Source organism: Streptosporangium sp. NPDC005286 (assembly GCF_040607515.1).
Lineage (GTDB): Bacteria > Actinomycetota > Actinomycetes > Streptosporangiales > Streptosporangiaceae > Streptosporangium.
In genome coordinates this window covers 1-12,352 of sequence record NZ_JBEXGU010000218.1, presented here as the reverse complement: position 1 = coordinate 12,352, position 12,352 = coordinate 1, and the positions used below count along the sequence as shown (strand labels likewise).

The following is a 12,352-nucleotide window of genomic DNA, read 5'->3' as shown; positions in this document are numbered from 1 at the left end:
TCCTCGAGCTCGATCTCCTTCGCAATGGAGACACCATCGTTGGTGATGGTGGGGGCGCCCCACTTCTTCTCCAGAACGACATTGCGGCCCTTGGGCCCCAGGGTCACCTTGACGGCGTCGGCGAGCTGGTTCATGCCGCGCTCGAGAGCGCGCCGGGCGTTCTCGTCGAACGCAATCATCTTCGAAGCCATTCTCTCTCCCGCTCTTGATGGGGGCTTGCCGGGACGGCGCCCGCGACGGACGGCCTGCCGGGCAGGTGGACAACCTGCCCGGCGGACCTCGTCGTCCCGGCACACGCCCTTGTGGTTGGCACTCTCCAGGTGTGAGTGCCAGGCGTCCCGCCGCACTCTACCCACAACTTGCGTGTCACGCACCTAGTGCGCAGCGCGCAGTATCGGATAGGGTTGACCCATGAACGACGACGCGCCGGACCTTCGGGCGCGCAACAGGCAGGCCACCCGGGAGGCGATCAGCCACGCCGCGCTGCGCCTGGCCATCGAGCAGGGCCCCCACGGGCTGGCCCTGGTGCGCGTCCATGACATCGCCACGGCCGCAGGCGTCTCACCCCGTACCTACAACAACTACTTCTCCAGCAGGGCGGAGGCGATCTGCGCCTTCCAGGCCGACCAGTCCACGCGCGCGGGGCAGGCGCTGCGCTCCCGGCCCGCCGGCGAACCGCTGGACCAGGCCGTCATCGCGGCCGTGATCGAGCTCTACACCAATCCCGAGCCCGACAGGGCCGGCCTACGCATGATCATGTCGACGCCCGAGCTGGAGGGCGAGGCGCTGAAGGCGTTCACCATGGCGGAGGGCCCGCTGGCCGAGGCGATCGCGGCGCGCACCGGCACCGACCCCGGACGCGACCTGTTCCCCGCCGTCACGGCCGCCGCGATCGCCGGCGCCATCCGCGTGGCGGGGCGGCACTGGCTCGAGCCCGGCAACCCCGAATCCTTCGCCACCACCCTGCGCCGCGCCCTGACCTGCGTCTTCCCCGCCGCGCCGCCCCAAGACCCGCAGGATCGGTGACCAGCACGCGCAGGCCCAGCATGTGAGATATCGCCCATCGGTCAGCCGGGCGTTGGCGTGGGACATGCAGACCTCCGGATGTGGTGAGGACAGGCGTCTTCACCACATCCGGCGGTCTTCGTATTGATCAACTACCAGCTACGGTGTGTCACCGACCTGATGGCTGAGTACACCTAGCGCAGCTCGCGCTTGAGGATCTTGCCGGTCGCCGTCATCGGCACGCTCTCACGGAACTCGATGATCCGCGGGTACTTGTAGGCCGCCATGTTCTCCTTGCACCAGGCGACAAGCTCGTCCTCGCTCACCGTCGCGCCCGGCGCCGGGATGACGTAAGCCTTGACCTCCTCGCCGTGCGAGTCGTGGGGCACGCCGACCACCGCCACCAGCGAGACCGCCGGGTGCGTCATCAGCACCTCCTCCAGCTCGCGCGGGTAGACATTGAAGCCGCCCCGGATGATCATGTCCTTCGTGCGGTCGATGATGGCGTAGTAGCCGTCTTCGTCACGAGTGGCGATGTCGCCGGTGCGGAACCAGCCGCCCCGCATGACCTCCTCGGTGGCCTCGGGCCGCCCGTAGTAGCCCTTCATGACGTTGTGCCCGCGGATGGCGATCTCGCCGGGGCCCTCGCCCTCGATGGTGTTCCAGCCGTCGTCCACCAGCCGCATCTGCACGCCCCAGATGGGGAAGCCGATGGTGCCGGGCTTGGTGGGCCGCCCGAGCTGGTTGAAGCTGGCCACCGGGGAGGTCTCCGACAGGCCGTAGCCCTCCAGGATCGGGATGCCGAAGGTGCCCTCGAAGTCCTTGAGCACCTCGATCGGGCAGGAGGCCCCACCCGCCACCGCCACCCGCAGCGTCGAGGGCGCCTCGGCCCCATCAACGTGGATCTTCGACAGCAGCGCCCAGAACATCGTCGGCACCCCGGCGAACATCGTCACCTTCTCCCTGCGCATGAGATCCAGCGCCTCGCCGGGCTCGAAGCGCGGCTGGAGCACGAGGGTAGCGCGGCGGCGCACGCTCACATTCATGACTGCGGTCTGGCCGAAGGAGTGGAAGAGCGGCAGCACGGCGAATGAGACGTCACCCTCGGGGTCGGTGGGGAACATCTCGTCGCTGACGATGGTGTTGGTCAGCATGTTCATGTGGGTCAGCACGGCGCCCTTGGGCTGGCCGGTGGTGCCGGAGGTGTAGAGGATGGCCGCGGTGTCGTCCGGCTCGGTCTGCACCGTCTCGAACTCCCCGGACATGCCGCCCAGCGCCGCCCAGAACGATTCGCCGTGCTCCGACTCGGTGGCCAGCGGCGTGGCGGGCAGGACGAAGAAGAGCTCGCAACCCTCGGCGGCGTCGAAGGCCTCCCGCCCGCGCGCGCCCATGGGCGGCTCGGAGCCCTCGAAGCAGAAGAGCGCCTTGGCGTCGCTGTCGGTCAGGTGGTAGGCGATCTCGCGCGGCTGCAGCAGCACATTGAGCGGAACCACGGTCGCCCCGGCCTTGAGGATGCCGAAGTAGACGAAGGGGAAGTAGGGCAGGTTCGGGCAGAGCAGTGCGACCTTGTCGCCCTTGCCGATCCCCCTGGCCACCAGGAGGTTGGCCACCTGGTTCGCGATGGAGTTCACCATGGAGTACGGCAGACGCAGGTCGCCGAAGACCAGGGCGGTGCGGTCTGGAGCATTGCGGGCGCTGTCTTCCAGAATGATCGACAGATTGAGCATCGCGACCTTTTCCTCGGGGGTTCGAATACCTGCCCTGGCTGCGTCTCGGGAGACGTTCGTACGTCCCAAGGATGCGGCGCCGATGCGGTCAGGGCTTGTACGAACGTGTCGATTCAGGGCAGCCAGTCGATGGCGGCGGCCAGCGTGGAGGGTGCGGTCCCGAAGTTGTGCCTGAAGACCCGGGTGAAATGTGACCCGTCGGTGAATCCGGCGCTGTGGGCGGCCATCGTCAACGTCTCTCCTGCGGCTACCAGCCTGATCGCATGCTGAATGCGCTGCCAGCGCACATAGGGTCGCAGTGGAATCCCTACGTGTGCGCTGAACAGATGCGCCAACCGGCTTGGAGACAGGTGCACCGCGGCCGCAACCACGCCAAGACGCACCGGTCCCTCGATCAGGAGAGTGGGGATCACGGCTATCGCCATCTCCACCGCCGGGTGAATCGGGATTTCTTCGGCACTACGTTGGCCCGTCCAGTCCTCGACGATCTTCAGGGCGGCCGCGGCCTCGACGGAGTGTTCGTGGCCGTTCGAGGGTTTCGTGAACGTGAGCGGCGCCGCCACCTGGCGGTGTCTCGGGCTTGGGCCGGCCTGTGTGAGGTGGGGGAAGGGTGGACCCCAGGTCGAGGCGTTGACCCCCGCACCCGAATGGGTGAGAAGGGAACGGCCTGGCGAACTGCCGGGTTCGAGTTGAGCCAGCAGGGCCCCGCGAGCTCCCGTGAGTATGGCGTGGCCGGTGTCGGGGGGAATGACCGCGGTCCGGGTGGTCAGCCGCCGGCCATGGGCATCGGCCACGGTGAAGGGCTCTGCGGAGACGATCAGGGTAAACACCAGCCGCGCCAGAGATGCGACATCACGCCTCCTTCTCCGGATGAGTTTGCCTCAACCTCTGATCGTCGCGGCGGAAGCCCTTTTCGTGAAGGTGCTGATCTCGGGCTCCGCTCAACGGCACCGGAGAAGTGGACTGGGCCAGGGCAGGTAAACGCCCTTGACGACGGCATGAGCAGTCACGTTTGACTATCCCGCTACGAATGCCGAGCCGACCGTTTCGCACCAGACGCGGGCGATGGTGTGTTCGGAGTCCCTGCGGATGCCGCGCGAGCACGATGAGAAGACCATCGCTGCCGGCGGATTTCTGGATTTAGCTGCGCCGGCCAGGAGTTCCGGCATCTTTGGTCATGCGCCCGGCCTGCCCGGTGCGCCAGGAACGGCTTCAGGTGGAGGGCGCCAGGTCGCGGCGGCGCAGGAACGCCAGCCCCGCCGCCGTCAAGGCTCCCGCCACCACAGTCAGTCCAAGCAGCGGCACCACCGGTGACGAGGCGCCGCCCAGCAGCATCGCCGGTACATGCACGAACGGCGACAGCTCCAGGACGAATCCGCCGGCCAGCTTGAACTCCGCCAGCAGGTCCACGAGCAGGAAGAGGCCGAGCACGGTCCAGCTCACGGCGGTCGCCAGCCGGGGCAGCACGCCGAACAGCAGCGTCGTGATCCCGACCACGGTCCAGACAGCGGGGAGGTAGGCCAGCGTGGCCGCGGTGACGCGGGCCATGTCGCCGTCGTAGCTGAGACCCGCCGCCGCACCCAGCACGGCCAGCAGCAGCGCGGGGCCCGCGATGGCGAACGTCAGGTGGCTCAACCCCCAACGCAGCCGGTCGACCGGGGTGGACAGCAACAGCTCCGCCCGGCCCGCCGCCTCCTCCCCACGGGCCCGCAGCGCCGACACCAGCGCCGCTGCGGCGACGAGCTGGCTGAGCACGTACATCACGAAGGTGAAGAACACATCCGAGATGCGGGCGTCGGCGCCGCCGACGGTCGCGGCCAGCTCCCGGAACTGCGGCGTGTCCAACTGGGTGTCCAGCCCGCGCGCCGCCACGCCGAGCAGCGCGCCCATCAGGCCGAAACCGACCGCGAAGCCCGCGAGCGTGCCCCGGTGCAGGCGAGCGGCCAGGCCGAACGAGCCCGACAGCGCCCCGGCGGCGGGTCCGGGGCGAGCGGGAACCAGGCCGCCGGCCACGTCACGCCGCGTGGACAACGCGAACGCGGCCGCGGCCAGAGTGGCGACGAACACCGCGATCAGCCCCAGCACCCACCACTGATCGCCGGCGTAGGGCTTGGTCAGCCGGACCCAGCCGAACGGCGACAGCCACGCCAGCCATGGAATGCCGCCGGCGTCGGCCAGCGAACGCAGCGCGAACAGCAGGCCGCCGGTGGCGATCGCGATGCCGCGTGCTGTACCGGATGCGGCGGTGAGCTGCGCGGTGACGGCGGCCACGGCCGCGAACGCCCAGCCGCCCGCGGCGATGGAGAGCCCGAACAGCAGGGAGGAGCCCGCGGGCAGACCGTTGCCGACCAGGGCGGGTACCGCCAGCAGGCCCAGCAGCAGGTTGGCGGTGAGCACGACCGCGAGTGCGGCGGCCAGCGGGGCGTGGCGGCCGACGACGCCCGAGGAAAGCAGCTCCCGCCGGCCGGTCTCCTCCTCGCCCCTGGTGTGCCTGATCATCACCAGGATGCTGATCAGCCCGCCGATCAGCGCGAGGGACGAGCCGAGCGTCCAGGCGGTCAGGCCACCGACGCTCGCGTCGTAGATGGGGCCGCGGGTGGCCAACTGCGCGGGATTGCTCATTGAGGCCGCCGCGAAGGAGTCACGGGCGGCCTGGTCGGTGTACAGGGCCGTGGTGGAGGAGGCGATGCCAGCCGGCAGCACCGCGCTGATCGCGATCCACACCAGGAGCGGCACGCGATCCCTGCGCACGATGAGCCGGATCAGTGTCCAGGTGCCGGTCATCTCGTGGCTCCCTCGTAGTGGCGCAGGAACAGCTCCTCCAGCGTCGGCGGGTGGGTGGTAAGCGTGCGCACGCCGGCCCGGGCCAGTTCGGCGAGCACCGGCGTGAGCGCGTCGCCGTCCACCTGGCAGCGCAACCGGGTGCCGTCCACGGCGAGGTCGTGCACGCCGGACAGCGTGGCCAGGCCGGGCGCGGGCCCGATCAGCTCGGCTCTCACCGAGGTACGGGTGAGATGACGCAGGTCGGCCAGGCTGCCGGATTCGACGGTACGGCCGGCGCGGATGATGCTCACGCGGTCGCACAACGCCTCCACCTCCGACAAGATGTGGCTGGACAGCAGCACGGTGCGGCCGCTGCGCTTCTCTTGCAGGACGCACTCGTTGAAGAGCGTCTCCATCAGCGGGTCAAGGCCTGAGGTCGGCTCGTCGAGCACCAGCAGCTCCACGTCGGAGGCGAAAGCGGCCACCAGCGCCACCTTCTGCCGGTTGCCTTTGGAGTAGGTGCGGCATTTCTTGCGCGGGTCGAGCTCGAAGCGCTCTAGCAGCTCGGCGCGTCGCCCGGGGTCGAGGCCGCCGCGTACCCTGCCCAGCAGGTCGATGACCTCGCCGCCGGTCAGCGACGGCCACAGCGTGACGTCGCCGGGCACGTAGGCAAGTCTTCGGTGCAGTTCTGTGGCGTCCTGCCAGGGATCGCCGCCGAGTAACTCGACCCGGCCGCCGTCGGCGCGCATCTGGCCCAGCAGGATACGGATCGTGGTGGTTTTGCCCGCGCCGTTGGGGCCGAGGAAGCCGTGCACCTCGCCCGTCTTGACGCTGAGGTCGAGCCCGGCCAGGGCCCTGGTCTGGCCGAAGGTCTTGATCAGGCCGTCCGTGCGCACTGCGGCGTTCACTGTTGTCCCTCGAACTTCTCCAGGCCCGTCCGCGCCTGCTCGAACAGTTCGCGGCCAAGGAATTCCGGTCTGATCAGGTCGAGCTGGGCCTTGCCGACGCGCAGCGCGCCCTGCGGGGCGTAAAGGTCCGTGCCGAGCGCGCGGGAGACGTGCTCGTGCAGCACGGTGATGCCAAGCTTCATCGCCGTCAGCACGGTCGCGCGGGCGCGGTGGTCGGCCTCGGAGTGGTCGCCGCGGGCCAGATTGTCCTCTGTCACGCTCACGAGCTCGTCGAACATGGCGGCGGCTCCGGGCGAGCCGTCCACGAGCGCCCGGCCGAGGTATTTCATCAGCGGCGGCGCGGTCCGATGGACGGTCTCGATGAATTCCGGCCTTTCCAGGTTGCCTCCGGTGACACCCACGCCGACCTGCTCGCGAACATAACTGAGGACATAGGCGTCGCAAGCCTGTCTCAGCTCCTCCTTGGTGCCGAAATGGTGCTGCACCAGGCCGGGCGAGACGCCGGCCGCTTCGGCGATCCCGCGGATCGTGGTGGCCTTGACCCCCTGCTCGGCGAACAAGGCCATCGCGACATCGCGGATGCGGGCGCGCGCCGTCAGATCCCCTTCAGATATTGGTCGCATGTCCGGCATGCTATACCTGTGTATTGGAAGCCGGTCAAGTGTCCAGTCCCATGCGGCACGATCACCACCGCGGCCGACCGGGCCCGCTCGAGCCGTTCGACCTCGGCGATAGATATTCCTTGACGCGAATATTCTCCATGGTGAATACTTTTTTCCATGGACGCACTCCTCACCGCACTGGCCGACCCGGCCCGCTGGCGGCTCGTGAGCCTGCTGGCCGAGCGGCCCCGCCCGGTCGGTGTCCTCGCCCGGCTCGCCGAGGCGCGCCAGCCGCAGACGACCAAGCACCTGCAGGCCCTTGAGCGCGCCGGCGTCGTCACCTCTCAGCGCACCGGCCAGCGCCGCATCTATGCGCTCCAACCCGGTCCTCTGCGGGAGTTGGCGGCTGCGCTCAGCCGGCTCGCCGACACCGCGGACCAGGCCGGCGGCTCGCGCGAGACCTACGACCGCTACGGGCTCAGCCTCCACACAGAGCGGCTCGCCGCGAAGGAGCCGGGGTGGGCCGACGGCCGCTCGTTCAGGTTCCTCCGGTCGCTGACGGGGCGCCCCGAGCTGGTCTGGCGCCACCTGACCGAGGCCTCCCTGCTTGCCCGCTGGTGGACGCCCGATGACCTGCGCGTCTCCGAGCTCGTCTTCGAGGCGCGGCCGGGTGGGCGGATCGTCCATGAGTACCGCGATGCCGAGGACGCCGACGGCTCCGACCTGCTCGCCGGGCGCGCGCAGGGGGTCGTCGACGACGTACGCCCCGGTGAGCGCCTCGCCTACCGGCTCTCCCCGCTGCTTCCCGACGGCGGCCTTGCCTTCACCGCCCACCTCGACCTGGGCCTCCGGCCCACCGATACCGGCACAGACCTCGACGTCCACTTCCGGATCACCGACAGCACAGTCGACTCCGCGGACTTCATCGCAGGCATCGAGATCGGCTTCGGCCAGAGCCTCGACAAGCTCGCGGCGACTCTCGCCGCGGATTCCGACAGCACCGACAGCACCGACGACACCGGGCACGACACCGACACAAGGAGCACGCAATGACCAACTCGACCGGCCGCAGGGTGACCGCGAACCTGAGCCTCACCCTCGACGGGCGTTACAACGGTCCCGGCGGGCCCAGCGATTTCGGGGCGTTCGCCCCGTATGTGACCACCGAGGTCGCGCGAGACCACATGACCCGCATCTGGGAGGGCGCGACGACGGCGCTGCTCGGCCGGCTCAATGCCGAGGGATTCATGGGGTACTGGCCGTCGGTCGCCGAAGACGAGAACGCCGATCCGCGTGACCGCGGATACGCGAAGTGGCTGGTCGACACGGAAAAGGTGGTCTTGTCGACCACCTTGACCGAAGCGCCGTGGGAACGCACCCGCGTGGTGAACGCCCCCGCCGCGGACGTCGTCGCCGAGCTCAAGGCCACCGGTGAGGGCGACATCCTCGTCAACAGCAGCGCGAGCGTCATCAAGGCGCTCCTCTCGGCAGACCTGCTCGACCGGCTGTACCTCATGATCTTCCCCGAGATCGCCGGGGGTGGGCAGCGACTGTTCGACGACGGCCTGCCGGCGTCGAAGTGGACCCTCACACACCAGGAGACCGGCGAGCTGGGCGAGATCGCCATGGTCTACGACCGGGTCCGCTGAACCGGCCGATCGGCGCACTCGGCCGGCGAGGAGGCCCAAGCCCGAGCCCCGATAGCGATGTCGGCGCCGAGCAGCCACAGCCAGGCGGCGTAGGCGAGGTCACTCGTGATCGAGCTGGACGCGCGCACGAAAAAACGCATCTTGGCGGCGAGCTTGGCGCGGAAGGCGAGCTCGGTGGCGATGAGCAGGTGCTCGATCGTGCCGGTGGCGTGCGGGACGCATCCCGGAAAGTGACCACCGCCGCAGTAAATGCCGGATTTACCGCTCTACCAGGCAGGCCGGACGAATGAGTTCGGTGGCCTGGGCGTGGCGGAGCCGGTGGATTTTGATGCCGACTCCGGAGGCTTGGCGGTAGCCCTCCTGCCCAGGCGCTCCCGCACTTGCACGTACACCAGCGAAGCGGGCGAGGTCAGCCGGTCGGCCGGCCATGGTCGGGGAGCGCAGCCAGGACGACTTCAGGCCGCTCATCAAGTGGACCCGTCAACTCGATCACTGGGACATCGCCCAACACCTGCAGCGGGTCGTTGTACACCAGATCCAGCAGTGTGTCGTTCACCGCCTGGCGGAGCCGGAGCATCTCCGGGTGAGGCAGCACCTGTTCGGTGTCGTAAGTGATCGGCACCATGATCAGCAGATCCAGGCTTGCCAGAACTGACCGCAGGGCAGCGGGATCAGCCTCGGTTTCGATGTTGACCCCCTGCACAGCAAGGTAGGCCAGAAAATCCACCGGCGTGCGATCGAAAACAATCCTGGTAGCGGGTGAACTCAGCTCAAGCAAGGATCGCGTGAGCTGCGCCCGGTAATCATCTGGCGATGGGGGAAAATCAAACTCGTAGCCTTCCTCCTCAAGCAGAACGTATGGCTCATCGACTGGTGTGTGGCCGGCGAGGCGCGCACACAGCTCCTCGACGAGAGTCGTCTTCCCGGTACCGTGCGCTCCGGAGACTCCGATCCGCATTCGTGACGCTCCCCACATTCGCACGCTGGACGGCCCACCGGTGTATCGCGCCGGCATGGACGTCCAGTCAATCCCACCGCGGACGAACAGCGCCCGGCTGAGGTAGGCGCCGCAGCTCTCCAGGTCCCCTGGCTAGCGATCTTAAAGCTGTGGCGAGAGTGGTTTGAAGTCCTGCTTCTGGTCGCGGTGCCAGCGCCGGAGGTCCTCCGGCTCCATGTCGAGGATCGCACGCAACTCGCGGGCGGTCAGCGGCCGGCCGTCGATGCGCCGGTCGCCGGGCTCGGAGTTCTCGAGCTCCTCGATGCCGCTCATCCCCCTGATCCGCTGACGGGTTACCGCCAGCTTTCGCGCTGTCGCTGCAGTCCGTCGAGGATCAGGTCGAGCCCGACGTCGAACTCCTCGGTGTACGCGTAACCAGGTTTCAGGGCGCGGTCGGCGATCATCTCGGCGAGGTGCGGGAACTCGTCGCGGGGCAGCTGCTTCAGGATCGAGCCCGCCACGTCCTCGAGGCCAACGGATGATGTGAAGGGCAGGCTGAGCTCCTGGAGCGTGAACCCGTAGATGTAGCTGTCCAGCACCGAGAACGCGTGTGCCGCGCCGGCGATCGAGAAGCCGCCCGCTCGTAGGCAGCCGATTGCCGCGTTGTGATGGCGCAGCGTCGCGTGGCCGGGGTTCGTCCGTGAGTCCATCAGTCGGATCGCCCACGGGTGGCGGATCAGTGCGCCGCGCATCGAGACCGCCCGCCGTCGCATCGCGGCCCGCCAGTCGACGTCGTCCGGCGGCCGTCACGGGCGGTGGGACCGTCGAATTCCTCCTGCTCGTTCGGTGCCCGTCGCCCGCACCGGAAGGCGGCCTCCACCCGCCACCCGCCGCCGTCGCGGGGACCCGCCCGCAGGGGGCCGCCGAACAGAGCGGCGCGCTCGCGCATGCCGATCAGGCCGAGCCCGGAACCGGCCAGAGGCACGTGGGACGGCGCCGGCGGGCCGTTCTCGACCACGACGGTCAGCCAGTCGCCGTTCGGCCACAGAACGACGCGGACATCCGTTGGTCAGCGAGATCCGGTAGCCCCGGGCCGAGCTGGGATGATGCCCGCCGCGTCGTGGGCGGCCGGGCCGGTGGACAGGGGCACGACGCGGGCGCACGGGAGGCGGCACACGCCCCCGGTCGTCCGTACGGTCGCCTGTTCGATCGCCACTGCGCGCACCCATCCGGATATGGCGCGGTAAGGTGACTTCTTTCAGGCGCTCGCTGGAGGTCGGGTCGGTTCCGCTTTCGTGAACGGAGGACATCGGTGATGTTCGACGATCTCGGCGCTCCTCTCGCGCCGCGCGGCGACGTATGCCGCGTGGTGTCGCTCGTGCCCTCGCTCACCGAGTCACTTGCCGAGACCGCCCCCGAACTGCTGGTCGGCGCGACGGATTGGTGCACCCACCCGGCAGGCCTGGCGGTGCGGCGGATCGGGGGTACCAAGAACCCCGACCTGGCCGCGGTCGCCGGGCTGCGGCCGGACCTTGTACTGGCCAACGAGGAGGAGAACCGCGCCGCGGACCTGGAGGCGCTGCGCTCGGCCGGGGTGTCGGTCTGGGTGACCAGGATCCGCACCCTGGAGGAGGCCTTCGCCTCCCTGCGGCGGATGCTCACGATCGCCTGTGCCCTGCCCGAGCCGGACTGGCTCACCGCCGCGGAGCGAGCGTGGTCGGCTCCGCCGGTCGGCGAGGTGCGGAGGGCGGTGATCCCCATCTGGCGTAAACCCTGGATGGTCCTCGGCCGCGACACCTTCGCGGGCGATGTGCTGCTCAAGCTGGGCATTCACAACCTCTACGTCGACCATCCCGAGCGCTACCCGAAGGTCGCTCTGGCCGAACTGCTGGCGGCGGGCGCCGACCTCGTCGTCCTGCCCGACGAGCCCTACCGTTTCACCGAACGCGACGGTCCCGGCTTCTTCCCCTCGATACCGGCCGCGCTGGTCAGCGGCCGGCACCTGACCTGGTACGGACCGTCCCTGCTCCAGGCTCCCGGAGTGCTGAGGGCCGCCCTGAATTCACAATGAGCCGGAACACCGCGGGTAGACCATGACACCGCGCCCGCCCTCTGGGCGGACGCGGTGGGGGCGGGACCGTCTAAGCGATGGAGCGGATGGAGCCGGTCCAGAGGTTGGTGGCCTTCTGGTAGACCATGAGCAACTCACCGTCGAAGTACGGTGAGACGCCGGTGTCGTACCGGTTGTCGCCATCGGTGTCGGAAACGCTGATCGTGATGCCGTTGAGATAGCCGGTACGGCTGTCGTTCGTGTACTGGGTCAGCCACGAGGAACCGAGAGAGCCTTCACCGGTGAACGGGGAGTCCACCCCGATGGGCCGGTCCGCGGGGAGGCCCGTGACCTTCATCGCGAACGTCGATCCGGTCGACCGTTCGAGGCTCTCGCCCGGGTAGGGCCGGCTGCCGTCGGGGTTGGGGCCGGCGGGGTAGCCGAAGACGTCGACCGTGGGCGCGAGCGGCTGGTTGAACGCGAGCCCCTGGCCGCCGACGTTGTCGGCCAGCCTCCCGGTATCGGTCAGCACGTCCGGAGAGGAGAGGACGACGCCGTTGTACACGTTGACGAAGGCGAGGTCGCGGTCGTAGTCCCGGATGTCGTCGAAGTCATAGTGAACGAGGCCCTGCTTTCCGACGTACAGGCCGAAAGGGGTCGTGCCCTCGGAGTAGCCGGGGACGAAGACCCACTTGGCGAGCGCGCCGGCCG

12 protein-coding genes and 2 pseudogenes are annotated in these 12,352 nt (G+C 68.9%); 4 read left to right on the top strand and 10 right to left on the bottom strand.

Annotation, left to right across the window (positions count from 1 at the left end; translation table 11 throughout):
* The coding region (locus ABZU75_RS41710) for a TCP-1/cpn60 chaperonin family protein (RefSeq protein ID WP_355567417.1) at positions 1–191 on the bottom strand (191 nt) is incomplete at its 3' end.
* Positions 192–411: 220 nt separating this feature from the next.
* On the opposite strand from ABZU75_RS41710, the gene ABZU75_RS41705 reads away from it, so the two are divergent.
* A complete protein-coding gene (locus ABZU75_RS41705; RefSeq protein ID WP_355567414.1) occupies positions 412–1,026 on the top strand; it encodes a TetR/AcrR family transcriptional regulator in 615 nt (204 codons plus the stop codon).
* A 173-nt stretch (positions 1,027–1,199) separates the two neighbouring features.
* Here the strand turns inward: ABZU75_RS41705 and ABZU75_RS41700 are convergent, their stop codons facing one another.
* The 5 genes from ABZU75_RS41700 to ABZU75_RS41680 all read right to left on the bottom strand — a co-directional run bounded on the left by ABZU75_RS41700 (position 1,200) and on the right by ABZU75_RS41680 (position 7,035).
* Entirely contained in the window at positions 1,200–2,732 is a 1,533-nt protein-coding gene (locus tag ABZU75_RS41700) for a long-chain fatty acid--CoA ligase (protein WP_355567411.1), read from the bottom strand.
* Between the two features lie 113 nt (positions 2,733–2,845).
* Complete coding sequence (locus ABZU75_RS41695) at positions 2,846–3,562, bottom strand: helix-turn-helix transcriptional regulator (RefSeq protein WP_355567408.1); 717 nt, start codon at positions 3,560–3,562, stop codon at positions 2,846–2,848.
* A 382-nt stretch (positions 3,563–3,944) separates the two neighbouring features.
* The gene (locus tag ABZU75_RS41690) at positions 3,945–5,516 is read right to left on the bottom strand and encodes an ABC transporter permease (RefSeq protein ID WP_355567405.1); all 1,572 of its coding nucleotides are present in this window, start codon (positions 5,514–5,516) and stop codon (positions 3,945–3,947) included.
* Positions 5,513–6,403, bottom strand: a complete 891-nt coding sequence (locus ABZU75_RS41685) for an ABC transporter ATP-binding protein (protein WP_355567403.1) — start codon at positions 6,401–6,403, stop codon at positions 5,513–5,515. Before ABZU75_RS41685 ends, ABZU75_RS41690 begins: the two co-directional genes overlap by 4 nt.
* Positions 6,400–7,035, bottom strand: a complete 636-nt coding sequence (locus tag ABZU75_RS41680) for a helix-turn-helix domain-containing protein (RefSeq protein ID WP_355567400.1) — start codon at positions 7,033–7,035, stop codon at positions 6,400–6,402. Before ABZU75_RS41680 ends, ABZU75_RS41685 begins: the two co-directional genes overlap by 4 nt.
* Before the next feature lie 147 nt (positions 7,036–7,182).
* Between ABZU75_RS41680 and ABZU75_RS41675 the strand changes: the two genes are divergently transcribed.
* A complete protein-coding gene (locus ABZU75_RS41675) occupies positions 7,183–8,058 on the top strand; it encodes a metalloregulator ArsR/SmtB family transcription factor (protein ID WP_355567397.1) in 876 nt (291 codons plus the stop codon).
* Positions 8,055–8,654: a dihydrofolate reductase family protein gene (locus ABZU75_RS41670; protein ID WP_355567394.1), complete on the top strand. Its 600-nt coding sequence runs from the start codon at positions 8,055–8,057 to the stop codon at positions 8,652–8,654. Before ABZU75_RS41675 ends, ABZU75_RS41670 begins: the two co-directional genes overlap by 4 nt.
* Positions 8,655–9,063: 409 nt before the next feature.
* On the opposite strand, the gene ABZU75_RS41665 is transcribed toward ABZU75_RS41670, so the two are convergent.
* The 3 genes and pseudogenes from ABZU75_RS41665 to ABZU75_RS41655 form a co-directional block, all read right to left on the bottom strand.
* The gene (locus ABZU75_RS41665; RefSeq protein WP_355567391.1) at positions 9,064–9,612 is read right to left on the bottom strand and encodes an AAA family ATPase; all 549 of its coding nucleotides are present in this window, start codon (positions 9,610–9,612) and stop codon (positions 9,064–9,066) included.
* Between the two features lie 141 nt (positions 9,613–9,753).
* On the bottom strand, positions 9,754–9,924 hold the full coding sequence (locus ABZU75_RS41660; RefSeq protein WP_355567388.1) for a hypothetical protein: 171 nt from the start codon (positions 9,922–9,924) through the stop codon (positions 9,754–9,756).
* A 20-nt stretch (positions 9,925–9,944) separates the two neighbouring features.
* A pseudogene (locus tag ABZU75_RS41655) lies at positions 9,945–10,379 on the bottom strand (TetR/AcrR family transcriptional regulator C-terminal domain-containing protein); the annotation flags it as partial.
* A 527-nt stretch (positions 10,380–10,906) separates the two neighbouring features.
* Here ABZU75_RS41655 and ABZU75_RS41650 point away from each other — a divergent pair.
* The gene (locus ABZU75_RS41650) at positions 10,907–11,662 is read left to right on the top strand and encodes a helical backbone metal receptor (RefSeq protein ID WP_355567385.1); all 756 of its coding nucleotides are present in this window, start codon (positions 10,907–10,909) and stop codon (positions 11,660–11,662) included.
* Positions 11,663–11,732: 70 nt separating this feature from the next.
* Here ABZU75_RS41650 and ABZU75_RS41645 read toward each other — a convergent pair.
* A pseudogene (locus tag ABZU75_RS41645) lies at positions 11,733–12,352 on the bottom strand (hypothetical protein); the annotation flags it as partial.

What these genes read in the sequence shown, in the direction of transcription:
- ABZU75_RS41705 (WP_355567414.1), top strand. Translation starts at nt 412, where the DNA reads ATGAACGACGACGCGCCGGACCTTCGGGCGCGCAACAGGCAGGCCACC.
- ABZU75_RS41700 (WP_355567411.1), bottom strand. Translation starts at nt 2,732, where the DNA reads ATGCTCAATCTGTCGATCATTCTGGAAGACAGCGCCCGCAATGCTCCA.
- ABZU75_RS41690 (WP_355567405.1), bottom strand. Translation starts at nt 5,516, where the DNA reads ATGACCGGCACCTGGACACTGATCCGGCTCATCGTGCGCAGGGATCGC.
- ABZU75_RS41680 (WP_355567400.1), bottom strand. Translation starts at nt 7,035, where the DNA reads ATGCCGGACATGCGACCAATATCTGAAGGGGATCTGACGGCGCGCGCC.
- ABZU75_RS41675 (WP_355567397.1), top strand. Translation starts at nt 7,183, where the DNA reads ATGGACGCACTCCTCACCGCACTGGCCGACCCGGCCCGCTGGCGGCTC.
- ABZU75_RS41670 (WP_355567394.1), top strand. Translation starts at nt 8,055, where the DNA reads ATGACCAACTCGACCGGCCGCAGGGTGACCGCGAACCTGAGCCTCACC.
- ABZU75_RS41665 (WP_355567391.1), bottom strand. Translation starts at nt 9,612, where the DNA reads ATGCGGATCGGAGTCTCCGGAGCGCACGGTACCGGGAAGACGACTCTC.
- ABZU75_RS41660 (WP_355567388.1), bottom strand. Translation starts at nt 9,924, where the DNA reads ATGAGCGGCATCGAGGAGCTCGAGAACTCCGAGCCCGGCGACCGGCGC.
- ABZU75_RS41650 (WP_355567385.1), top strand. Translation starts at nt 10,907, where the DNA reads ATGTTCGACGATCTCGGCGCTCCTCTCGCGCCGCGCGGCGACGTATGC.